This window comes from Ramlibacter aurantiacus, assembly GCF_016722895.1.
Classification (GTDB): Bacteria; Pseudomonadota; Gammaproteobacteria; order Burkholderiales; family Burkholderiaceae_C; genus Ramlibacter; species Ramlibacter aurantiacus.
In genome coordinates, this window is record NZ_JAEQNA010000007.1 from 139,772 (window position 1) to 162,119 (window position 22,348).

Here is a 22,348-nt window from a genome sequence, read left to right on the forward strand (position 1 = left end):
CCTTGCTCAACGCAGCTTCAGGGTGGACAGCCCCACCAGGCACAGCAGCATGGTGATGATCCAGAAGCGGACCACGACCTGCGTTTCCTTCCAGCCGCTCTTCTCGAAGTGGTGGTGCAGCGGCGCCATCTTGAGGATGCGCCGGCCTTCGCCGAAGCGCCGCTTGGTGTACTTGAAGTAGCTCACCTGCAGCATCACCGACAGCGCCTCGACGACGAAGACGCCGCCCATGATGGCCAGCACGATCTCCTGGCGCACGATGATGGCGATGGTGCCGAGCGCGCCGCCCAGGGCCAGGGCGCCGACGTCACCCATGAAGACCTGCGCCGGGTAGGTGTTGAACCAGAGGAAGGCCAGCCCCGCGCCGGCCAGGGCGGCGCAGAAGATCAGCAGTTCGCCCGCGCCCGGAATGAAGGGGAACAGCAGGTAGCGCGAGTACACCGCGTTGCCGGTGATGTAGGCGAACACGCCCAGGGCCGAGCCGACCATGACCACCGGCATGATGGCCAGGCCGTCGAGGCCGTCGGTGAGGTTCACCGCGTTGCTCGAACCGACGATCACCAGGTAGGTGAGGATCACGAAGCCGAACACGCCCAGCGGGTAGCTCACCTCCTTGAAGAAGGGCACCAGCAGGCCCGCCTTTGGCGGCAGGTCGACGTCGAAGCCGGACTTCACCCAGGAGAAGAACAGCTCCACCACCTTGGTGTTGGAGCTTTCCGAAATGCTGAAGACGAGGTAGACGGCGGCGATCAGCCCGATCACCGACTGCCAGAAGTACTTTTCGCGCGAGCGCATGCCTTCCGGGTCCTTGCGCACGACTTTGCGCCAGTCGTCGGCCCAGCCGATCATGCCGAAGCCGATGGTCACGATCAGCACGATCCACACGAAGCGGTTGCCCAGGTCGAACCACAGCAGGGTGGAGATGGCGATCGACAGCAGGATCAGCACGCCGCCCATGGTGGGCGTGCCGCTCTTGACCAGGTGCGTCTGCATGGCGTAGTCGCGCACGGGCTGGCCGATCTTCAGTTCGGTGAGGCGGCGGATGACCCAGGGACCGGCGCTGATGCCGATGAGCAGCGCAGTCATGGCGGCCATCACCGCGCGGAAGGTGATGTACTGGAACACGCGCAGGAAGCCGAATTCCGGGGAGAGGGTTTGCAGCCAGATGGCCAGGCTCAGGAGCATCAGGCGCCTCCTCGTTGTTGTTGTTGTTCTTGCGCGGCCGCCGCGACCAGGGCCTCGACCACGCGCTCCATCCTCATGAAGCGCGAGCCCTTGACCAGGACGCTCTGCACGCGGGGCAGGCAGCCGCGGGCGGCGGCGACCAGCTGCTCGATGTCGTCGAAATGGCGCCCGCCCATCGCGCCGGACTGCTCGCCCAGCGTGAACAGGTGCGGGATGCCGCGCTCGCGGGCGTAGTGGCCGACCTCGGCATGGAACTGCGGCCCCTGGGTACCGACCTCGCCCATGTCGCCGAGCACCAGCAACTGGGGGCCGGGCAGCTCGGCGAGCACGTCGATGGCCGCCCGCACCGAGTCGGGGTTGGCGTTGTAGGTGTCGTCCACCAGCGTGAGGGTGCGGCCGCCCAGCGGCACGGCGATGGCGCGCGAGCGGCCCTTGACCGGCTCGAAGGCCGCCAGGCCGCGCGCGACGGCATCCAGCGGCACGCCCGCGGCGACGGCGCAGGCGACGGCCGCCAGCGCGTTGAGCACGTTGTGGCGGCCGGCGATATGGAGGGGGAATCGCACGGGTCCGCAGGGCGTGCGAGCCCCCACCTCCCAGCGACCCTGGTGCCATTCAGACCCGGCCAGAACGATGTCGGCGCCGGCCTCGGCACCGAAAGTGAGGCAGCGTCGGGGCGCGGCCATCTGCCGCCACAGCCCCGCCCATTCGCTGTCGTGGGGGAAGACCGCGGTGCCCCCGGGCGCCAGCGATCCGAAGACGGAACCGTTCTCGCGCGCCACGGCTTCGACCGTGGCCATGAATTCCTGGTGCTCGCGCTGGGCGTTGTTCACCAGGCCCACGGTGGGCCGCGCGATGCCGGCGAGGTAGGCGATCTCGCCCGGGTGGTTCATGCCCAGTTCCAGCACGGCCACGCGATGCGCATCGCGCAGGCGCAGCAGCGTGAGCGGCAGGCCGATCTCGTTGTTGAAGTTGCCCTGCGTGGCCAGGGCCGCGTCGCCCTGCCAGGCCCGCAGGATGGCCGCGATCATCTGCGTGACCGTGGTCTTGCCGTTGCTGCCGGTGACCGCGACCAGCGGTCCGTGAAAACGGGCGCGCCAGCCGGCGGCCAGCTGTCCCAGCGCGAGCCGGGTGTCGTCGACCTCGATGCCGTCGGCGCCGGCGGGAATGCGGCCGCGATGCGCCAGCACGGCGCAGGCACCGGCGGCGATCGCCAGGGGCAGCAGGTCGTTGGCATCGAAGCGCTCGCCGCGCAGCGCGACGAAGAGGTCGCCGGCCTGCAGGCTGCGGGTGTCGGTGTGGACCCGACCGACGGCCGCGGCCCCGTTTCCGACCAGCCTCGCGCCGGGCAGCCAGGACATCGCCTGTCGCAGCGAAAGCATCATGCGGCGGCCCTCCGCTGCAGCGCCTGGCGCGCATGGACGCGGTCGTCGAACGGGTGCTTGGTGCCGGCGATGTCCTGGTAGTCCTCGTGGCCCTTGCCGGCCAGCAGGATGACGTCCTGCGGGGCGGCCTGCTCGACGGCCTTGCGGATGGCGAACGCGCGGTCGGCCTCGACGGCCACCGCCTGGCGCTGCGACAGCCCCAGCAACACCTGGCTGATGATGGCCTCGGGCTTTTCGCTGCGCGGGTTGTCGCTGGTGACGATCACGTGGTCGGCGTTCTTCTCGGCCACCGCGCCCATGAGCGGGCGCTTGGTGGCATCGCGGTCGCCGCCGCAACCGAACACGCACCACAGTTCGCCACCGCGTGCGCTGGCCAGCGGGCGCAGCGCCGCCAGCGCCTGGTCGAGCGCGTCGGGCGTGTGGGCATAGTCGATTGCCACCAGCGGCTGGCCCGGGGCGCGCAGGCATTCCATGCGCCCGGGCACCGGCAGCAATCCGTCGCAGGCCCGCACGGCCTGGGCCAGCGGCACGCCCACGGCACGCAGGCTGCCGATCACGGCCAGGAGGTTGTGCACGTTGTAGTGGCCGATCAGGCGGGTGGCCAGCGGCTCGGCCTGTCCGCCCTCGACGACGGTGAAGGCCAGCCCCTGCTCGTGGTGCCGGATGTCCTGGGCGCGCAGGCGGGCCTCGCCCCCGCAGGAGGTGGTCCAGAGCTCGAGGTGGCTGCCCGCGAGCGAGTCGGCCAGCTCGGCACCGCACGCGTCGTCGACGTTGACCACTGCGGCTTGCAGGCCCGGCCAGGCGAACAGGCGCAGCTTGGCCGCGCGGTAGGCCTCCATGCTGCCGTGGTAGTCGAGGTGGTCGCGGGTGAAGTTGGTGAACACCGCCACGCGGATGCGGGTGCCGGCCAGGCGGTGCTCGGCCAGCCCGATGGACGAGGCTTCGATCGCGCAGGCACCCAGGCCCTGGTCCACGAAGCGACGGAAGGCCGCCTGCAGCAGAACCGGGTCGGGCGTGGTCAGGCCATTGCTTTCCACCTGCGGCGGGCGTCCGATGCCCAGCGTGCCGACCACGCCGCAGGGAGCCTCGGGCCGCGCGGCCGACAGCGCCTGCGCCAGCCACCAGGTGGTGGAGGTCTTGCCATTGGTGCCGGTGACGGCCAGCACCGCCAGCCGCTCGCTGGGCTGGCCATAGAACACATCGGCGATCTCTCCGCAGCCCGCCTTGAGGCCGGCGTAGCAGGCGACCGCGTCATCCTCGAAGCCGAAGGCCTCGGCACCGTCGGCTTCGACCAGGCAGGCGGCCGCGCCCTGCGCCAGCGCCGGGCCGACGAAGCGCCGGCCGTCGGTGGCCGCGCCGGGCCAGGCGATGAAGGCATCGCCGGGGCCGACCTGGCGGCTGTCGGTGCGCAGCGCGCCGCGGCTGCGCGCGGCCAGCCAGGCCGCGGCCTCGCGGGGGTCTTGCAGGCGCGGCGCCATCAGAACGACTCCTCCACCGCCACCACCACCTGGGGCTTGACGCTCATGTCGGGCTGCACGCCCATCATGCGCAGCGTCTGCTGCACCGTGGTGCTGAAGACCGGCGCCGCGACGGTGCCGCCGAAATAGCTGCCGGCGCTGGGCTCGTCGATCATCACGGCGACCACGATGCGGGGCTTCTCGACCGGGGCCAGGCCGACGAAGAAGCCGCGGTACTTGCCGGCGGCGTAACCCTTGCCCTCCTGCTTGCGCGCGGTGCCGGTCTTGCCGCCCACGGAGTAGCCCATGGTCTGCGCCTGCGGCGCGGTGCCGCCAGGCCCCGCGGCCATGTGCAGCATCTGGCGCACCGCGCCGGCGTGCTGGGCATCGAAGACGCGCACGCCGGCGGTCGGCTGGTCGGTCTTGAGCAGCGTGACCGGGATCAGCTCACCGTCGCGGGCGAACACGCTGTAGGCGCGCGCCAGCTGGAACAGGCTCACCGACAGGCCGTAGCCGTAGCTCATGGTGGCCTGCTCGATCGGCCGCCAGGTCTTGTAGGCCCGGAGCCGGCCACTGACCGCCCCGGGGAAAGGCACCTGCGGGCGCTGGCCGAAGCCGACCTGGCTGTAGGTCTCCCACATGTCGCGCGGCTGCATCTGCATCGCGATCTTGACGGTGCCGACGTTGCTCGATTTCTGGATCACCTGGGCCACGGTGAGCAGGCCGTAGGGATGCGAATCGCTGATGGTGGCCCCGCCCATGGTGAGGCGGCCGGGCGCGGTCTGGATCAGCGTGTCGGGCCGCACGATGCCGCGTTGCAGCGCCAGCGCCGCCATCAGCGGCTTCATGGTGGAGCCGGGCTCGAAGGTGTCGGTGAGGGCGCGGTTGCGCAACTGGGCGCCCGAGAGGTTGACCCGCTTGTCGGGTGAGTAGCTGGGGTAGTTGGCCAGGGCCAGCACCTCGCCGGTCTGTACGTCGAGCACCACCACGCTGCCCGCCTTGGCCTTGTGCTGCGCCACCGCGTCGCGCAGCTTCTGGTAGGCGAAGAACTGCACCTTGCTGTCGATGGACAGCTGCAGGTCGCGCCCGTCGACCGGTGGCACCTGCTCGCGCACGTCCTCGATGATGCGGCCGAGGCGGTCCTTGATGACGCGGCGCGAGCCGGGGCGGCCGGCCAGGTCCTTGTTGAAGGTCAGCTCCATGCCCTCCTGGCCCTGGTCCTCCACGTCGGTGAAGCCCACCACGTGCGCCGCCGCCTCGCCCTCCGGGTACTGGCGCTTGTATTCCTTGCGTTGGTAGATGCCCTTGATGCCCAGGGCCGCGATCTGCTGGCCGATCGGCTCGTCGAGCTGGCGCTTGATCCAGACGAAGGTCTTTTCCTCGTCGGCGAGCTTTTTCTCGAGCTCGGCCAGCGGCATCTGCAGCAGCTCGGCCAATTTGCCCAGCTGCGCGCGGTCGGCATCGACGTCTTCGGGGATGGCCCAGATGCTGGTGGCCGGCACGCTGGTGGCCAGCAGCAGCCCGTTGCGGTCGAGGATGCGGCCGCGGTTGGCCGGCAGCTCCAGGGTGCGGGCAAAGCGGACCTCGCCCTGGCGCTGGAAAAACGCGTTGCCGAACACCTGCACCCAGGCCGCGCGGCCGGCCAGGACCACGAAGGCGACGGCGATGCCGGCGACGATGAACTTGCTGCGCCAGACCGGCGTCTTGCTCGCCAGCAAGGGGCTGGAGGTGTAGAGCACGCTTCGCGTCATGGCCGCGCTCCTGCGTGGGCGACGTTGCCCGGGCCCCGGGACACGTACTGCGTGATGCCCGGGCCGGACGGGCGCATCTGCAGTTGCTCCTTGGCCAGCCGCTCCACCCGCAGCGGCGTGGCCTGGCCACGCTTTTCCGCCACCAGCCGCTCACGGTCGGTGTCGAGCTTGCGGGCCTCGTTGCGGGCGCGCTCGATCTCGGTGTAGAGGCGCCGCGAGTCGTACTGCACGCGCACGAGGTACAGGGCACTGACCACCACGGCCAGCAGGAGGACCAGGTTCAGGCGCGTCATGCGGCACCCGCTCCCGTGCGTTCGGCCACGCGCATGATGGCGCTGCGAGAGCGGGCGTTGGCCTGGATCTCCGCCGCCGAGGGTTTGACGCGGTCCAGCGCGCGCAGCTTCAGGACCTGCCCCGGCGCAAAGGGCACGCGTCGGTCCACCACCTCGCGCGAATGGCGGGCGATGAACTGCTTGACGATGCGATCCTCCAGCGAGTGGAAGCTGATCACCACCAGGCGGCCTTGGGGCTCGAGCACGTCCAGACTCGCTGCTAGCGCCTGTTGGAGCTCTTCAAGCTCGGCGTTGACGAAAATCCGAAGAGCCTGAAATGTGCGCGTTGCAGGGTCCTGGCCCGGCTCGCGGGTTTTGACCGCGCCAGCCACGAGCTGGGCCAGCTCGGCGGTGGTTGCAAGAGGGCCCCGTTCCTGTCGGCGAGCCACAATCGCCTTTGCAATCGGTACAGCAAACCGTTCTTCGCCATAGTCACGAATCACCTGCGCAATCTGGCCGAGCTCGGCCTGAGCGAGCCACTCGCGGGCGCTCTGGCCACGCGTGGTGTCCATGCGCATGTCCAGGGGCCCGTCGTGGCGGAAGGAAAAACCCCGGCCGGGGTTGTCGATCTGCGGGGAGCTCACGCCCAGGTCCATCAGCACGCCGGCCGCAGAGCCCGGCGCCAGGTCGGCCAGGTGCGCGAAGCCCTGGTGCCGGATGGAAAAGCGGGGGTCGGCGATGGCCGCCGCGGCAGCGACCGCCTCGGGATCCTTGTCGAAGGCCAGCACGCGTCCCTGCGGCCCCAGCCGGGACAGCAGCAGGCGCGAATGCCCGCCGCGCCCGAAGGTCGCGTCCACGTAGAGTCCATCCGGCCTGGTCACGAGCGCTGAGATCGCTTCGTTCAACAGGACGGTGGTGTGATGCCATGAGGTGTCCACCGCCTGCGCCGTCAGAAAGAGAAGTCCTTGAACACGTCGGGCATCTCACCGGCCATCGCCTCCGCCTCCTTGGCGTCGTACGTCGCCTTGTCCCAGAGCTCGAAGTGGTTGCCCATGCCCAGGAGCATGGTCTCGCGCTCGATGCCGGCTGCCGCACGCAGCTCCGGCGAGATCAGCACGCGCCCGGCACCGTCGACCTCGACGTCCATGGCGTTGCCCAGAAAGATTCTCTTCCACCACTGGGCGGACATCGGCAAGGCCGCGAGACGCTCGCGGAATTTTTCCCATTCGGGTCGTGGAAAGACCATCAGGCAGCCATGCGGGTGCTTGGTGATGGTGAGCTGGTTGGCGGCGGTGGCGCTCAGGACGTCGCGATGCCGGGTCGGCACGGAAAGCCGCCCCTTGGCATCGAGATTCAGAGACGAAGCGCCTTGGAACACCGCCGAAATTCCTGTGTTGCAGAGGGCGCAGGCAGCAGGAAAAGGACACTTTTTCCCACCAAACTGCACTTACTCCCACTTTATCAGGAAAACTCTGCGGCGCCTATCGTCGAGTCACCAAAAAAACCAATGGAATCAATGACTTAGGACGAGTTTTTCCAGTTCCCGGACGCAAAATAGCGTTCAGGATGAACCACTTAGAAGTGGCACTGAAAGTAGTGCGTGAGGAGAGGTAACAGCGGCCGCTGGAGATGCGGCCGTGGCGGCGGCGAAGCCGGCGGGGTCCGCCGGTCGCCCAACCGCTTCAAAGAATGTAGCGGGAGAGGTCTTCGTCGCGGCTGAGTTCAGCCAGGCGGGCGTCCACGTAGGCCGCATCGATGGTGATGCTCTGGCCGCTCAGGTGAGCGGCGTCGAAGCTGATCTCGTCGAGCAGGCGCTCCATCACCGTGGACAGGCGCCGCGCGCCGATGTTCTCGGTGCGTTCGTTGACCTCGTAGGCGATGCTGGCCAGGCGGGTGATCCCATCCGGCGCGAACTCCAGTGTCACGCCTTCGGTGGCCAGCAAGGCCTGGTACTGCTTGACCAGCGACGCATGGGTCTGGGTGAGGATGGCCTCGAAGTCCTGCACCGAGAGCGAGGTGAGCTCCACGCGGATCGGCAGGCGACCCTGCAGTTCGGGGATCAGGTCGCTGGGCTTGGACAGGTGGAACGCCCCGCTCGCGATGAACAGGATGTGGTCGGTCTTGATGGGCCCGTACTTGGTGGACACGGTCGTCCCCTCCACCAGGGGCAGCAGGTCGCGCTGCACGCCCTGGCGCGAGACATCGGCGGTGCTGCCGCCGTCACTGCGCGAAGTGACCTTGTCGATCTCGTCGATGAAGACGATGCCGTTCTGTTCGGCGTTGTGCACCGCCTGGGCGCGGATCTCGTCCTCGTTCACCAGCCGGGCGGCTTCCTCGTCGATGAGCTGGCGCAGGGCCTCATGGATCTTCAACTTGCGAGACTTGCGGCGGGTGCCGCCGAGCTGGCTGAACACCCCGCGCAGTTGCTCGGCCATTTCCTCCATGCCTGCCGGCCCCATGATCTCCAGCTGCGGCTTGGACTCGGCGAGCTCGATCTCGATCTCCTTGTCATTGAGCTGGCCCTCGCGCAGCTTCTTGCGAAACGCCTGCCGGGTGGGGTTGTCCGCCGCGCCGCCGGAGCCCGGCAGCAAGGCGTCGAGCACCCGCTCCTCGGCCGCGTCTTCGGCCCGGGTGCGCACCTTGCGCATTTCGGCCACGCGGGTTTCCTTGACGGCCATCTCGGCGAGGTCGCGAATGATGGAATCGACATCCTTGCCGACGTAGCCGACTTCGGTGAACTTGGTCGCCTCGACCTTGATGAACGGCGCATCGGCCAGCCGGGCCAGCCGCCGTGCGATCTCGGTCTTGCCGACGCCGGTCGGCCCGATCATCAGAATGTTCTTGGGCGTGATTTCAGGCCGCAGCTTCTCGTCCACCTGCTGGCGCCGCCAGCGGTTGCGCAAGGCGATGGCCACGGCCCGCTTGGCCTGCTGCTGGCCCACGATGTGCCGGTCGAGTTCGGAAACGATTTCCTGGGGGGTCATGGAGGACATGGGGCGGAGAGAAGGGAATAGGGTTGGAGGCTGGGCGCCAGCGGAGGAGAGAAGACCGACGGAGCGGGGCCGGAGTCGAGGGGTTGATGTACACCCACCCGGTGCCTACCCTAGCCCCCAGACCCTCACCCCTGACTCAGTTCCTCCACCGTGTGATGCATGTTCGTATAGATGCACAACTCGCCGGCGATCTCTAGAGATTTCTTCACGATGTCGCGCGCCGGCAGTTCGGTGTGCTCGAGCAGGGCCCGGGCCGCGGCTTGGGCGTATGCCCCGCCGGAGCCGATCGCGACGATGCCGTGCTCGGGCTCGAGCACGTCACCGTTGCCGGTGATGATGAGCGAGGCCTCCTTGTCGGCGACCGCCAGCATGGCTTCGAGGCGGCGCAGCACGCGATCGGTACGCCAATCCTTGGTCAGCTCGATGGCGGCGCGTACCAGGTGGCCCTGGTGCTTTTCCAGCTTGCCCTCGAAGCGTTCGAACAACGTGAACGCATCCGCGGTGGCACCGGCGAAGCCCGCCAGCACCTTGTCGTGGTAGAGCCGGCGCACCTTGCGCGCGGAGCCCTTGACCACCACGTTGCCCAAGGTGACCTGGCCGTCACCGCCGATCGCCACCTGCCAGCTGCCATCCGCATTCCTGCGGCGCACGCTGACGATGGTCGTGCCATGAAACTGTTCCATCGGGGCGATGTGGGGATGGGATCGATGAATGCAAGCACCGCGGCGATTCAACGCCGCGGTGCAGCCTAGTCGCGCCGGACGGCGATACGTGCCGCCGCGGGGATGCCCACCACGCCGAAGAAAGGCGCCAGCAGGCGGTGGACGTCGGTGAACTGAAGCGAACAACCCTCCGAATGCCGGGCCGTGGCCCAGTTCAAGAGGCTGCCGGCGGCCGCGAAATCGACACGCAACAGCCGTGCGCAGGAGATCACCAGGAGTTCGCCCGGTAACACCTGGCTCAGCCGATCGAGCGCGATCGCGGCGTCGCCATGAAGGATGCCGGTGAGCTCGGCGCGCACGGGCCGGTGCATGCGCGAGGACACGGCGGTATCGCCGAAGCCGAGCGAAGCCGAGACGGACGAGTCGCCGAAGGCTTCGATGAAGCTGCTGATCACGCCGGTTTCCGTGCCGTCGGCCGTGGAGCTTCGGCAGTGACAGCGCGGCGATTCCCACGACGGCGGCGACACCTCGAAGGTGACGCAGTAGTCCAGCGCAACCAGCTCGAACTCGTCGGGTCGGTGCATGACCCGCAGCACCTCCATGCGCAGCTTCCACCAGCCGGCGCCGGCGTTGCGGTCGCCGGACACCGTGTGCTGGCGCAGCAGGGCATCGAGCTTCTCGGCATCGACGAAGTGCAGCCGCACCGCCTGGGAGGCCCATTGGGTGAACAGCCGGGTCAGGGCTTCCAGCGCCTGGGGCTCGATCCGGTTCAACCGGCTCCAGGACAAGCGCCAGGGCTGCGTCGCGCGAGCCAGGTGGTTCTGCAGCGCCACCAGCGTCTGCGGCGCCAGCACGGGCGGGCAGGCCCATTCGGGCGGGCGGGCGGCTGCCGGCGCGGCCGCGCCGGCAGGCGGTGGCGGCCGACTGGCCAGCTGGGGCAAGGACAGCCACTGCGGCGCCGAGCGGCCGAACCGATTGACGAATTCGAGCGCTGCCTCGTCGAAACGCCCTTGCTGGCCTGTGGCGCGGTACAGGTCGAACAAGGCCAGCCAGGTGTCTTCGTGCTGCTCGCGGGATCCGCCGGACTGCAGCAGCTCGCGCAGGGCCGCTTCGGCACCGGCATCGTCGCCATGGGCGAAGCGGATGGCCGCGTCCTCCAACTGCGCGTCGTGGACGAATTCGTCGACCTCGATAGCGGCCACGGCCGAGCCCATCGACATCACGCTGAAGGAAGGAAAGGATTCGGTTGCCGAAGGGACGGCGGGTGCGGCGGGATCCTCGTCGCCGCCGGAAGGCAGCGTGTCGAAGTTCCAGTCGGTCGATGTCTGCTTGGTGGTCGACAGCGGCGGGCGCAGGTCTTGCGATGCCAGCGGCAGGGCGGCCGTGAAGCCGTTGGGCGGCCGGTGCGCAGTGGCCAGGGCCTCGCGGTCCGAGGGGGTGAAGGCAGCGCGCGCAGCCGCGGCGGGAGACGGCGACACCAGCGTGGCGGAGCCGGTATTGAGGCCGTCCGTCACGGTGGGGTCGACGCTCTTGGTCTTCCACCACTGCTGAGACATCTGCGCCTCGATCTCGTCGATCTTCTTGAGCGTGCTGGCACGATCGTCCGGCCGCGAGGGCATCGAGCTGTGGAAGAACGACGGCCGAGCCGCCGCGTCGTGCCCGACCACCGCCTCGTTGCGGCGGAGCTTGCGCAGGACGTCGAACTCACGGCGGCGCACGAAGTCGTTGCGCCGCTTGCGCTCGATCATCTCCTTGAGCAACTGCTTGTTGTAGCCGCTGTCCTGCGATTCCTCGGGGAGGTCGAGCCCGCCCCAGCTCGTCGCGGGGCTGCGGACGAACTTGATGACCTTGGCGAAGAGGCTGGGGTTGTCGCCCTTGGGATCAGCCATGGAGCAGCGCCTGGTCTCAGCCCAGGTCGGCGAAGACACTTCGGGGGTGGAGGACCATGTCAGTCCCCGAACATCTTCTGCTTGAGCTCGCGGCGCTGCTGGGCCTCGAGGGAAAGCGTGGCGGTGGGGCGTGCCAGCAGCCTGCCGACGCCGATCGGCTCGCCGGTCTCGTCGCAATAGCCGTAGTCGCCGCTGTCGATCCGGACGATGGACTGCTCGATCTTCTTGAGCAGCTTGCGCTCCCGGTCGCGGGTGCGCAGCTCGAGCGCATGCTCTTCCTCGATGGTGGCGCGATCGGCCGGATCAGGAACGATCACGGTGTCTTCGCGCAGGTGCTCGGTCGTCTCACCCGCGTTCGCCAGGATGTCGCGCTTGAGCACCTCCAGCTTGCGCCGGAAATACGCCATCTGTTTCTCGTTCATGTACTCCGAGTCGGGCATGGCCAGAACTTCGGCATCGGTCAGCTCGTCGACGCTCTTGGTCTTCCAGTTGTTGGCGAGCTTGGGGTCTTTCTTGACCTGGGCGGGGGGAGGCGTTTTAAGCACGGGGGAACTCGGGGTCTGGATATAGCTGGCCTTGGGCGCCGTGGAGGCGACCGATTGCGCCATCGAAGGCACGGTGATCTGCGCCAGCCGCGCCGACGGCCGGGTGGACCGAGGCGGGATGGAGGGATTCGCCGGCCGAGCCGGCATGGCGGCAGCTGCGGGGGTGGATGGAACACGGGCCTGCGGCACCGCGGCGACGGCCGGCGCGGCGGATACCGGGCTGGCGACGGAGGGCACCCGCTGGGGTGCCGCTGTTTTTTTCTTGGTGGGAATGGAGGCGGCTTTCGCAGTGATCTTCTGCTGAGGGGACTTCTTGGCGGACTGGGGCGGTGTGGACTTGGCGGGCGCAGCGGTCTTCCTGGCCGGCGACTTGGCCGTCGAAGGTGGGGCCGCCTTGACGGTGCGGGTCGAGAGCGCTTTGGCAGCGATCTTGCCCGTCGATCTGGCCGTCGATTTGGCCGTCGTGGGCTTGGCGGGCGTGCGGGCGGTGGCTGACCCCTTGGTCACGGCAGACCTGGCGGCGACTTTCCCGGCCGCCGCGCCGGCCCGCGCAGCGGTCTTGACGGGCTTGGCCTTGAGGGCCGGTTTCTGCGCCTTTGCGGCGGCCTTGGGTTGCGGCTTCACTTCCTGCCTCCTCGGGGCTGCGGCCCCCCGTGGGCCGCCGGAGACTGCCCGCCGACCTAGTGGTCGGGGTGGGGCAGCCAGCATCGGGCCGAGTTATACCCGCTTTGCTGTCTAGCTCGGCCTTTCCTGCAGGCTGCGGCGACGGAATTCCCATCAGTTGCGCAAGCGAGACAAGCATGGCGCCTCATCAGACCAGGCACTGCTGCAGGCCCTGCAGGAAAATGTCCTTGGGCAAGTCCAGTCCTATGAAGACCATCTTGCTTTGCAAGGGTTCATCCTCGCGCCACTGCGGCCCCAGGTCGCTGCCCATGAGCTGGTGCACCCCCTGGAAGATCACCTTGCGATCCATCCCGACCATGTAGAGCACGCCCTTGTAGCGCAGCATCCGCGGGCCGTAGATGTTCACCACCGCGCCCAGGAAATCTTCCAGGCGGGCGGGATCGAACGGCCGGTCGGACTTGAAGACGAAACTCTTGACGTCGTCGTCGTGGTGGTGGTGATGGCCATGTCCCTCGTGCGCATGCGAGGGATGCGAGCAGTGCTCGCCGTGCTCGTGGTCGTGGTCGTGGTCGTGGTGTTCGTGCCCGTGCTCTTCTTCCTTGAGGAAGTCCGGATCGATCTCGAGCTTGGCGTTGAGGTTGAAGCCTCGCAGGTCGAACACCCGCTCCAGCGGCACCTCGCCGAAGTGGACCGCCATCTGCGGCGCGCGCGGGTTCATGTGCTTGAGGCGGTGCATGAGCGCCTCGGTCTCTTCCGCGGGCACCAGGTCGGTCTTGCTGACGAAGATCTGGTCGGCGAAGCCCACTTGCCGCCGCGCTTCCTGCCGGTCGTTCAGCTGCTGGGCCGCGTGCTTGGCATCGACCAGCGTGAGGATCGAGTCGAGCAGGAAAGTCTCGGCGATCTCATCGTCCATGAAGAAGGTCTGGGCGACCGGGCCGGGGTCGGCCAGGCCGGTGGTCTCGATCACCACCCGCTCGAAGTCCAGCAGGCCCTTGCGCTTCTTGGCGGCCAGCAGTTGCAGCGTGGCGCGCAGGTCCTCGCGGATGGTGCAGCAGATGCATCCGTTGCTCATCTGGACGATCTGCTCTTCGGTGTCGCTGACCAGGATGTCGCTGTCGATGTTCTCTTCGCCGAATTCGTTCTCGATGACGGCGATCTTGTGGCCATGGGACTCGCTGAGCACGCGCTTGAGCAGCGTGGTCTTTCCCGACCCCAGGAAGCCGGTGAGGATGGTGGCTGGAATGAGACTCATGGTCGCGCTCGGAACTTCAAAGGTGCGGGAGTGTAATGGTCCTGCCCCAGGGCGGGACCCGAGCAAGCCCTAAGACCATGCCTGCCGACGGTCCGCGCCCGCGAATGCCGCGCTACCTTCGCAGCAGGGCCAGTCCCTTGAGGTACTCGCCCTCCGGGAAGAACAGCGTCATGGGGTGGTCGGGCGCGCCGCCCAGGCGCTCGACCACGAAGGCGTCGGCCCCGGCGTCGATGCCCGCCGAGGCGACGATCTTGTGGAACAGGTCGAACGGAATGCCGCCCGAGCAGGAAAAGGTGAAGAGGAGTCCACCCGGCTCCAGCAGCTTGAGCGCCAGCCGGTTGATGTCCTTGTAGGCGCGCGCGGCGCGTTCGGCATGCGCGGCGGTCGGGGCGAACTTGGGCGGGTCGAGCACGATGGCGTCGAAGCGACGGCCTTCGTCGATGAAGCGCCGCAGGCTGGCATTGACGTCGGCATCGAGGAACTCGGCCCGTGCCGGCTCGAAGCCGTTGCCGTTCACGTGGGCCTCGGCCCGCGCCAGGGCCGGGGCGGACGAGTCGATGGAACACACCTCGTCGGCACCCCCGGCCAAAGCAGCCACCGTGAAGCCGCCTGTGTAACAGAAGCAGTTGAGCACGCGGCGAGCCCCCAGGCGGCGCACGTGCCGGCTGAACTTGAGCCGGTTGTCGCGCTGGTCCAGGTAGAACCCGGTCTTGTGCCCGGTGGCGATGTCCAGCGTGAGGCGCCAGTCGTGTTCGTGGATCGTCAGCTCGGTGTCGCCCGAGCCACGCAGCCAGCCCGTGGCCGACGGCAGCCCTTCGAGTTGCCGCGTACTCGCGTCGGAGCGCTCGTAAAGGCGCGACAGCCCGGTGACGGCCAGCAGCGCGTCGACCAGCACCGGCTTCCAGCGCTCGACCCCGGTGGCCAGGAACTGCGCGACCAGCGTGTCGCCGTAGCGGTCGACCACCAGCCCGGGCAGGCCATCGGATTCCCCATGCACGAGCCGCAAGCCGTCACTGGCGATGTCCAGGCACTGGCGGGCCTGGACGGCGCGCGCGATGCGCTCGGCGAAGAACGCCGCATCGATGCGCTGGCCGGCGTCGAAGCTCCAGGCGCGGGCCCGGATGCGCGAGGCCGGACTGAAGGCGGCCCAGGCCAGGAAGCGGCCGTCGTGCGCCTCGACGCGCACGGTCTCCCCGGCATCGCCGCCGCCCTTGGCGATGGCGGACTCGAAGATCCAGGGGTGGTGGCGCTGCAGCGAGCGCTCCTTGCCCTCGCGCAGGCGAATGACTTTCATGGCGTGGACCTCATGCGCGGATCACCCCGCCCCGCCCTTGCGCCGGGCGCGCGGATGGGCCGCGTCGTAGGCCTGGGCCAGGTGCTGGAAATCCAGCCGCGTGTAGACCTGGGTCGTGGCGATGTGCGCGTGGCCCAACAGCTCCTGCACGCCGCGAAGATCGGCGCTGGACTGCAGCACATGGCTGGCGAACGAGTGCCTCAGCATGTGCGGATGCACCGGGGTCGCCAAGCCGGCCAGCAGGCTGCGCCGGCGCAGCAGCGTCCAGACGCCATGGGCCGAGAGCCGCCGGCCACGGGTGTTGAGGAAGAGCGCCGGCTCCAGTGCCTGGCCGCGTGCGGCGATCCACGCCTTGAGCGCGGCCAGTGCCTGCGCGCCCACCGGCACGCTGCGCCGCTTGGCGCCCTTGCCCAGCACGTGGGCGTCGGCGGCGTCCAGGTCGATCCACCCGCGCGCCTGCGCACTGGCCTGCAGGTCCAGCCCCACCAGTTCACCCACGCGCAAGCCGCAGCCGTACAGCAGTTCCACGATGGCGGCATCGCGTGCTTCGGTCCAGGGATCCTGGTCTTCCCGGTGGAAGCTGGCCAGTCGCACCGAATCGTCGACGCTCAAGGCCTTGGGCAGCGGCCGCGGCGCACGCGGCGCACGCACGTCGACGACGGGATTGGCGTTCACCAGTCCCTCGCGGCCCAGCCAGGTATAGAAGCCACGCCAACCGGACAGGATCAGCGCGATGCCCCGCCCGCTGCGGCCGGCGCCGTGCATCTGGGCCACCCAGCGGCGCACGTGCGCCGCCTGCACCTGCAGCAGCGGCACGCCGGCGGCCTCGGCCCCGGCCTGCAGCTTGCGCAGGTCGAGCGCGTAGAGCTCCACGGTGCGCTCGGCCAGACGCTTTTCGACGCGCACATGCTCCAGGTAGCGCTCGACGAGGGCGGCGCCGGCGTCCATCACTCCAGGCGCAGGCGCGACAGGGCGGCGCTGGCGAGTTCCGCGATGCGCTCGAGGAAATCGGTGCCCATGCCGCTGGAAAAACGCTGGGGGTCGGGCGATGCCAGCACCAGCATGCCGAACGCGGGGGCGGTGCCGGTGGCGGCGCCTTCGCGCAACGGAATCAGCGCCACCGACATGGCCATGGAGGGGTCCTCGAGCCAGCCCACGGCCTCGAAGCCGGAATTGACGCCGCAATAGGGCTGCGTGAGCGAGGTGGCGAAGGTGCGCGCGTCATCACTCACCTCGATCGCGAACGGCTCCTGCGCGTAGCGGCCATCCACGTCCCAGACCTTGATCGCCACCTGGGGCACCATGAACTGGCTGCGGATCTCGGCGGCGATGGTGGCCGGTAGCGCGACGGTGGAGCGCACCAGCAGCAGCTGGCGTGCCCAGCGCTGCAGCCGGTCGGCAATGATCATGTTCTCGTTGCCATTGCGCACCATTTCCATGATGCGGGCTTCGAGCGCCTTGATCTTTTCGCGCAGCATCTCGGCCTGCCGCTCCTGCAGGCTCACCGCGCGGTTGCCGTGCGGGCTGGTCAACTGCACGCTCGCCAGCAGCTCGGCGTGGCGCATGAAGAAGTCGGGCGTGTTCGCCAGGTAGTTGGCGATGTCGTCCTCGGTGATGGGGTTCATGTCGGGGGAGCCCAAGTTCGTCATAGCGGTATCTCAACTTCACCTTCGAAAACCGTGGCCGCGGGGCCGGTCATGAGCACCGGGCTGCCGATGCCCCGCCACTCGATCGTGAGCACGCCGCCGCGGGTCTGGACCTCGACCCGCGAATCGAGCCGGCCCAGGCGGATGCCCGCCACGACGGCGGCGCACGCACCCGTGCCGCAGGCCAGCGTTTCGCCGGCGCCGCGCTCCCACACCCGCAGCGTGATGGCGTCGCGGGAACGCACCTGCATGAAACCGACGTTGACCCGCCGCGGAAACGCCGGGTGTGCCTCGACGAGCGGGCCCAGCTGGGCAACCGGCGCGCGCTCGGCATCGTCGACTTCCAGCACCGCATGCGGATTGCCCATGGACAACACCGCGGCCGGCACCTGCCGCCCGTCCGGCAACGGCAGCGGCCAGCGGGCCCAGTCGCCGTGCGCTTGCGGGTCCAGGCCCCGCGGGTCGAACGGAACCTGCGGCAGCTCGAACACCGGCGCGCCCATGTCGACCGTGACCCGGCCATCGGGCAGCATGCGCAGCTCCAGCACCTGGTTCACCGTGCGCACGCGCACCGTGGACTTGTCGGTGAGGCCGCGCTCGCGCACGAAGCGCACGAAGCAACGTGCGCCATTGCCGCAGTGCTCCACCTCGCCGCCGTCGGCGTTGTGGATCACGTATTCGAAGTCGATGCCCGGTGCGGGCGACGGCCGCACCGAGAGGATCTGGTCCGCGCCCACGCCGAAGTGCCGGTCGGCCAGCCACCGGTACTGCGCGGTGGTGAGGTTCAGCGGTGCGCGGGTTTCGTCCAGCACCACGAAATCGTTACCGGCGCCCTGCATCTTGGTGAAGCGGATTCGCATGGGCGGCGATTATCCGCCCTGGCTTCGCATAATCCGCCGATGGTCCGCCCCACCCAACTGCTGCACCCCCCGCGAGAACCGGCGCCGCCGCGCGCCGCGGCCACCGTGCTCCTGATGCGTGACACGTCCGCCGGCCCCGAACTGCTGATGACGCGGCGCTCGGCCACCGCCAGCTTCGCCCCCGGCGCCTACGTCTTTCCCGGCGGTGCCATCGATACGGCCGACGCCGCCGCGCATGCGCTCGCCACGCACCGTGACGGCCAGCAGGGGGTGGCCCTGACCCAGGCGATCGCCGCCATTCGCGAATGCTTCGAGGAGCTGGGCGTGCTGCTGGCCCGCACCGGGGACGGCCGGCCCGTCGGCGGCGCGGACCTCACCGGGCTCGACCGCCACGCGTCCTTGCTCGAGCAGTGCCGCACCCGCGGCTGGCGCCTGGCGGCCGACGAGGTGTTCGTGCTCGCCCACTGGACCACCGACCGCGACATGGCCAAGCGCTTCGAGGTGCCGTTCCTGGTGGCGCGGATGCCCGAGGGGCAGGAGCCGGTGGCCGACGAGGCCGAGCAGTTCGAGCCGCTGTGGGTGCGCCCGGCCGAGGCGCTGGCACGGCACCAGGCCGGGCAGTTTTCGATGATCTTCCCCACCATCCGCACGCTGGAGCGGCTGGCCGCTTTCGACCGTGTCGACTCCCTGCTGCAGGCCTGCGCCAGCGGCCAGCCCTTGTGGACCAGCTGCCCGCGTGCGGGTTGGCTGGGCGGGCGTGAGGCGCGGTTCATGGAGCACGAAGCCGCCTACGGCGAACTGGCGCTGGTCTGCCCCGACGGCCAGATCCTGCATGCGCTCGACTGGCAGCACGACAAGCCGGTGCCGCTGCTCAGGCACCTGCTGCGCCTCACGGCGGGCAACCGGGGCATGATGACCGGCCCGGGCACCAATACCTACCTGGTCGGTGACGCGGACTGCGGCTGGGGCGTGATCGATCCCGGGCCCAGCGATGCGGCGCATATCGAACGCATCCTGGCCGCGACGCAGGGCGACATCCGCTGGATCGCCTGCACGCACTCCCACCCGGACCATTCGCCGGCCGCCCGGCCGCTGCAGGCGCGCTGCCCCGGCCCGGCCCCGATCTGGGGCTTGCCGTCGGCACCCACCGCCGAGCCGCATTCGGCCTTCGAGCCGGACCGCATCCTCGGCGACGGCGAACGCCTGTGCCTCGAAGGCAACGGCCGTACGCACACGCTGCAGGCGATCCACACGCCTGGCCATGCCGCCAACCACCTCTGCCTGCTGCTCGAAGAAGACGCGCTGCTGTTCTCGGGCGACCACATCCTCAACGGCAGCACGACGGTGGTGAACCCGCCGGACGGCCACATGGGCGCCTACCTCGACTCGCTGGATCGCCTATCGGCCTTGTGCGAACGGCAGGGCGTGGAATTCATCCTGCCGGCGCATGGCCACGTGCTGGGGTTTGCGCAGCAGGCGATCGCGACATTGAAGCGGCACCGGCTGCAGCGCGAAGCCAAGGTGGCCGCAGCCATGCGGGCCTTGCCGGAGGGCACCCTGGACGACTGGCTGCCCCTGGTGTACGACGACACACCCGAACGCCTTTGGCCGGTGGCCCGACGCTCGCTGCAGGCGCATGTGCAGCGGCTGCAAGGCCTCGCTGCGGGTGAATGAGTTGTGAAGCCCGCCGATACGCCGGATTCTGTGCGCCACGGTTGCCCGTGACGTGACCGCCATTCCTCTGGGCCGCTCGTCGCCGAAGCGGCTCGGTGCTACCTACCCGCCAGCTCCCCGGGACACAGGTCAACGCTGGCCTACTTGGTATTGCTGCGCGTAGAGATTGCCCGTTTCACCCGGCGGCCACCTTGCGGCATGCCACCGACTCGTCTCTGTTGCTCTGATCCTCACCTCACGGTGGACAGGTGTTACCTGCTACGCTGCCCTGTGCAGTCCGGACGTTCCTCCGGTGCGGCCTTTCGGCCCGACGCAAGCGTCGGCTTTTCAGCTTGCACCAGCGGCGGTCTGGCGTGCTTCACGGGGCGATTATCGCCGGCCGCCCCACACCGCCTGCCAGCCCACTCACCTGCCCATGACCGAAGAAGCCGTTCGCCTTTCCAAGCGCGTTGCCGCGCTGGTGCCCTGCTCGCGAGCCGATGCCGAGCGCTACATCGAGGGCGGCTGGGTTCGGGTCGATGGCGTCATCACGGACCAGCCGCAGGAGCGCGTGCGGCCGGGACAGGCGGTGAGCCTCGATGCCGGTGCGAGCCTGCTCGCACTGGCGCCGCTGACGCTGCTGCTGCACCAGCCCGCCGGCGCCGACCCCGTCCTGCCCCCACCGGAGCAGCGGTGGGCATCCGACAGCGGCCCGCGCGTCACGCCCAGCCAGTTGCGCCAGTTGCAGCCGTTGATGCCCCTGCCGCCCGGTGCGGGTGGACTGGCGGTGTACAGCCAGGATCGCCGCGTGCTGCGCAAGCTCACCCAGGACGCCAACTTCGTCGAGCAGGAGCTGCTGGTGGACGTGACCGGGCATCTCGCCGAAGGCGGGCTCGCCCGCCTCTCGCACGGCCTGGTGCTGCGGGGGCAGCCGCTGCCGCCCATCCGCGCGAGCTGGCAAAGCGAGCAGCGCCTGCGCTTGGCCATCAAAGGGCTGGACCCGGTCCATGTGGGTTGGATGTGCGCCCAGGTCGGCCTGCAGCTTGTGCAGCTGCGCCGCCTGCGACTGGGGCGGGTGCCGCTGGCGGGACTGCCGCAGGGGCAGTGGCGGACGCTGCTTCCTCACGAACGCTTTTGAGCGAATCCGGCCGGCGCGACGGGGCAAGCCGGCGCCGGGATAATGCCGGCCTTTCCGACTGTCTCTGGCCCGATAAACACGGCCCGCAAGACCCATGATCCGCCTTTCAGAAATCAAGCTGCCGCTGTCGCAAGCCGAGCAGCCCGAGCCCGCCCTGCGGGCGGCCGCCAGCGCCTTGCTGGGCCTGCCTGCCAACGCGCTCACCCGCGTGGAGGTTTTCAAGCGCAGCTTCGACGCCCGCAAGGCCGAGCTTGTGGCCGTCTTCATCATCGACGTGGAGCTGGCCGACCCCTCGGCCGAGGCCGGCTTGCTGGCCCGCCTGGCCGGTCGGCCGCATGTGGCAGCGACGCCGGACATGGCCTGGCGCCCGCCGGTACAGGCGAGCTCCGCACCCGATCCGCGACCCGTGGTGATCGGGTTCGGCCCCTGCGGCATCTTCGCGGCCCTGGTGCTTGCGCAGATGGGCCTGCGGCCGATCGTCCTGGAGCGGGGCAAGACCGTGCGCCAGCGCACCAAGGACACCTGGGGGCTGTGGCGCAAGCGCGAGCTGCAGCCCGAGAGCAACGTGCAATTCGGCGAGGGTGGCGCCGGCACTTTCTCGGACGGCAAGCTGTACAGCCAGATCAAGGACCCACGCTACCTGGGGCGCAAGGTGATGGCAGAGTTCGTGCAGGCCGGCGCACCCGAGGAGATCCTCTACGTGGCCCACCCCCACATCGGCACCTTCAAGCTGGTGAAGGTGGTGGAGAACCTGCGCGAGCAGATCATCGCCCTGGGCGGCGAGGTGCGTTTCCAGCAACGCGTGACCGATTTCCTGATCGATGACGGCGCCCAGGGACGCCAGCTGCGCGGCCTGGTGGTGCAAGACCTCGCGAGCGGCCAGGCGCACGAGCTGCGCACCGACCATGTGGTGCTGGCCCTCGGCCACAGCTCGCGCGATACCTTCGAGCAGCTGCACGAGCGCGGCGTGTACCTGGAGGCCAAGCCCTTTTCTGTCGGCTTTCGCATCGAGCACCCGCAGGGGATGATCGACCGGGCCCGCTGGGGGCGCCACGCGGGCCACCCGCTACTGGGTGCGGCCGACTACAAGCTGGTCCACCACGCGAGCAACGGCCGGGCCGTCTACAGCTTCTGCATGTGCCCCGGCGGCACCGTGGTGGCGGCGACCTCCGAGCCGGGCCGGGTCGTGACCAACGGCATGAGCCAGTACTCGCGCAACGAGCGCAATGCCAACGCGGGCATGGTGGTGGCCATCGAGCCGCGCGACTACCCGGGTGCCGATCCGCTCGCCGGCGTGCGGCTGCAGCGCGAACTGGAGTCGCGCGCCTTCGTGCTCGGCGGCTCCAGCTACGACGCTCCGGGCCAGCTGGTGGGGGACTTCATCGCCGGGCGGCCCTCCGTCGACTTCGGCGATGTGCTGCCCTCGTACAAGCCCGGCGTGAAGCTTGGCGACCTGCATCCCAGCCTGCCGCCCTATGCCATCGAGGCGCTGCGCGAGGCGCTGCCCGCCTTCGGCCGAAAGATCCGCGGCTTCGACCGCCACGACGCGGTGCTCACCGGGGTGGAGACTCGCACCTCGTCCCCGGTGCGCATCACCCGTGGCGAGGATTTCCAGAGCCTGAACGTGCGCGGGCTGTACCCCGCCGGCGAGGGCGCCGGCTATGCCGGGGGCATCCTGTCGGCGGGTGTGGATGGCATCAAGGTGGGCGAGGCCGTGGCGCGGTCGCTCGCGGCATAGCACACGA

19 protein-coding genes and 1 other RNA gene are annotated in these 22,348 nt (G+C 69.2%); 3 read left to right on the plus strand and 17 right to left on the minus strand.

Annotated features, from left to right (window positions below; translation table 11 throughout):
* Nucleotides 1-6: 6 nt before the first annotated feature.
* From mraY to dapF, 16 genes are all read right to left on the minus strand, one after another.
* Nucleotides 7-1,185 (minus strand): phospho-N-acetylmuramoyl-pentapeptide-transferase, encoded by a 1,179-nt coding sequence (gene mraY / locus JI739_RS17835; RefSeq protein WP_201685289.1) that lies wholly within the window; start codon nt 1,183-1,185, stop codon nt 7-9.
* The gene (locus JI739_RS17840; protein WP_201685290.1) at nt 1,185-2,567 is read right to left on the minus strand and encodes a UDP-N-acetylmuramoyl-tripeptide--D-alanyl-D-alanine ligase; all 1,383 of its coding nucleotides are present in this window, start codon (nt 2,565-2,567) and stop codon (nt 1,185-1,187) included. Before JI739_RS17840 ends, mraY begins: the two co-directional genes overlap by 1 nt.
* Entirely contained in the window at nt 2,564-4,045 is a 1,482-nt protein-coding gene (locus tag JI739_RS17845; protein ID WP_201685291.1) for a UDP-N-acetylmuramoyl-L-alanyl-D-glutamate--2,6-diaminopimelate ligase, read from the minus strand. Before JI739_RS17845 ends, JI739_RS17840 begins: the two co-directional genes overlap by 4 nt.
* The gene (locus tag JI739_RS17850) at nt 4,045-5,775 is read right to left on the minus strand and encodes a peptidoglycan D,D-transpeptidase FtsI family protein (protein WP_201685292.1); all 1,731 of its coding nucleotides are present in this window, start codon (nt 5,773-5,775) and stop codon (nt 4,045-4,047) included. Before JI739_RS17850 ends, JI739_RS17845 begins: the two co-directional genes overlap by 1 nt.
* A complete protein-coding gene (gene ftsL / locus JI739_RS17855) occupies nt 5,772-6,068 on the minus strand; it encodes a cell division protein FtsL (RefSeq protein WP_201685293.1) in 297 nt (98 codons plus the stop codon). The genes JI739_RS17850 and ftsL overlap by 4 nt, the downstream gene beginning before the upstream one ends.
* Nucleotides 6,065-6,985 (minus strand): 16S rRNA (cytosine(1402)-N(4))-methyltransferase RsmH, encoded by a 921-nt coding sequence (gene rsmH / locus JI739_RS17860; protein WP_201685294.1) that lies wholly within the window; start codon nt 6,983-6,985, stop codon nt 6,065-6,067. Before rsmH ends, ftsL begins: the two co-directional genes overlap by 4 nt.
* A gap of 11 nt (nt 6,986-6,996) precedes the next feature.
* Entirely contained in the window at nt 6,997-7,425 is a 429-nt protein-coding gene (mraZ, locus tag JI739_RS17865) for a division/cell wall cluster transcriptional repressor MraZ (RefSeq protein ID WP_201685439.1), read from the minus strand.
* 304 nt (nt 7,426-7,729) lie between these two features.
* The gene (hslU, locus tag JI739_RS17870; protein ID WP_201685295.1) at nt 7,730-9,040 is read right to left on the minus strand and encodes an ATP-dependent protease ATPase subunit HslU; all 1,311 of its coding nucleotides are present in this window, start codon (nt 9,038-9,040) and stop codon (nt 7,730-7,732) included.
* 125 nt (nt 9,041-9,165) lie between these two features.
* On the minus strand, nt 9,166-9,723 hold the full coding sequence (gene hslV / locus JI739_RS17875; RefSeq protein ID WP_201685296.1) for an ATP-dependent protease subunit HslV: 558 nt from the start codon (nt 9,721-9,723) through the stop codon (nt 9,166-9,168).
* 65 nt (nt 9,724-9,788) lie between these two features.
* Entirely contained in the window at nt 9,789-11,591 is a 1,803-nt protein-coding gene (locus JI739_RS17880) for an STAS domain-containing protein (protein WP_201685297.1), read from the minus strand.
* Between the two features lie 59 nt (nt 11,592-11,650).
* Nucleotides 11,651-12,373, minus strand: coding sequence for an RNA polymerase-binding protein DksA (gene dksA / locus JI739_RS24870; RefSeq protein WP_435531620.1), 723 nt, complete (start codon nt 12,371-12,373; stop codon nt 11,651-11,653).
* Between the two features lie 574 nt (nt 12,374-12,947).
* Nucleotides 12,948-14,012, minus strand: a complete 1,065-nt coding sequence (locus JI739_RS17890; protein WP_201685298.1) for a CobW family GTP-binding protein — start codon at nt 14,010-14,012, stop codon at nt 12,948-12,950.
* Between the two features lie 112 nt (nt 14,013-14,124).
* Complete coding sequence (locus JI739_RS17895) at nt 14,125-15,306, minus strand: class I SAM-dependent rRNA methyltransferase (RefSeq protein WP_201685299.1); 1,182 nt, start codon at nt 15,304-15,306, stop codon at nt 14,125-14,127.
* 21 nt (nt 15,307-15,327) lie between these two features.
* Nucleotides 15,328-16,254: a tyrosine recombinase XerC gene (locus tag JI739_RS17900; RefSeq protein WP_201685300.1), complete on the minus strand. Its 927-nt coding sequence runs from the start codon at nt 16,252-16,254 to the stop codon at nt 15,328-15,330.
* A complete protein-coding gene (locus JI739_RS17905) occupies nt 16,254-16,931 on the minus strand; it encodes a DUF484 family protein (RefSeq protein ID WP_236589836.1) in 678 nt (225 codons plus the stop codon). The genes JI739_RS17900 and JI739_RS17905 overlap by 1 nt, the downstream gene beginning before the upstream one ends.
* 20 nt (nt 16,932-16,951) lie before the next feature.
* On the minus strand, nt 16,952-17,812 hold the full coding sequence (gene dapF, locus JI739_RS17910; RefSeq protein ID WP_201685302.1) for a diaminopimelate epimerase: 861 nt from the start codon (nt 17,810-17,812) through the stop codon (nt 16,952-16,954).
* 39 nt (nt 17,813-17,851) lie between these two features.
* On the opposite strand from dapF, the gene JI739_RS17915 reads away from it, so the two are divergent.
* On the plus strand, nt 17,852-19,486 hold the full coding sequence (locus JI739_RS17915) for an MBL fold metallo-hydrolase (RefSeq protein ID WP_201685303.1): 1,635 nt from the start codon (nt 17,852-17,854) through the stop codon (nt 19,484-19,486).
* A gap of 1 nt (nt 19,487) precedes the next feature.
* On the opposite strand, the gene rnpB is transcribed toward JI739_RS17915, so the two are convergent.
* Nucleotides 19,488-19,846, minus strand: an RNA gene (gene rnpB / locus JI739_RS17920) — RNase P RNA component class A.
* Between the two features lie 55 nt (nt 19,847-19,901).
* Here rnpB and JI739_RS17925 point away from each other — a divergent pair.
* Nucleotides 19,902-20,603, plus strand: a complete 702-nt coding sequence (locus JI739_RS17925) for an RNA pseudouridine synthase (RefSeq protein WP_201685304.1) — start codon at nt 19,902-19,904, stop codon at nt 20,601-20,603.
* A gap of 94 nt (nt 20,604-20,697) precedes the next feature.
* Complete coding sequence (locus JI739_RS17930) at nt 20,698-22,341, plus strand: NAD(P)/FAD-dependent oxidoreductase (RefSeq protein WP_201685305.1); 1,644 nt, start codon at nt 20,698-20,700, stop codon at nt 22,339-22,341.
* Nucleotides 22,342-22,348 lie beyond the last annotated feature (7 nt).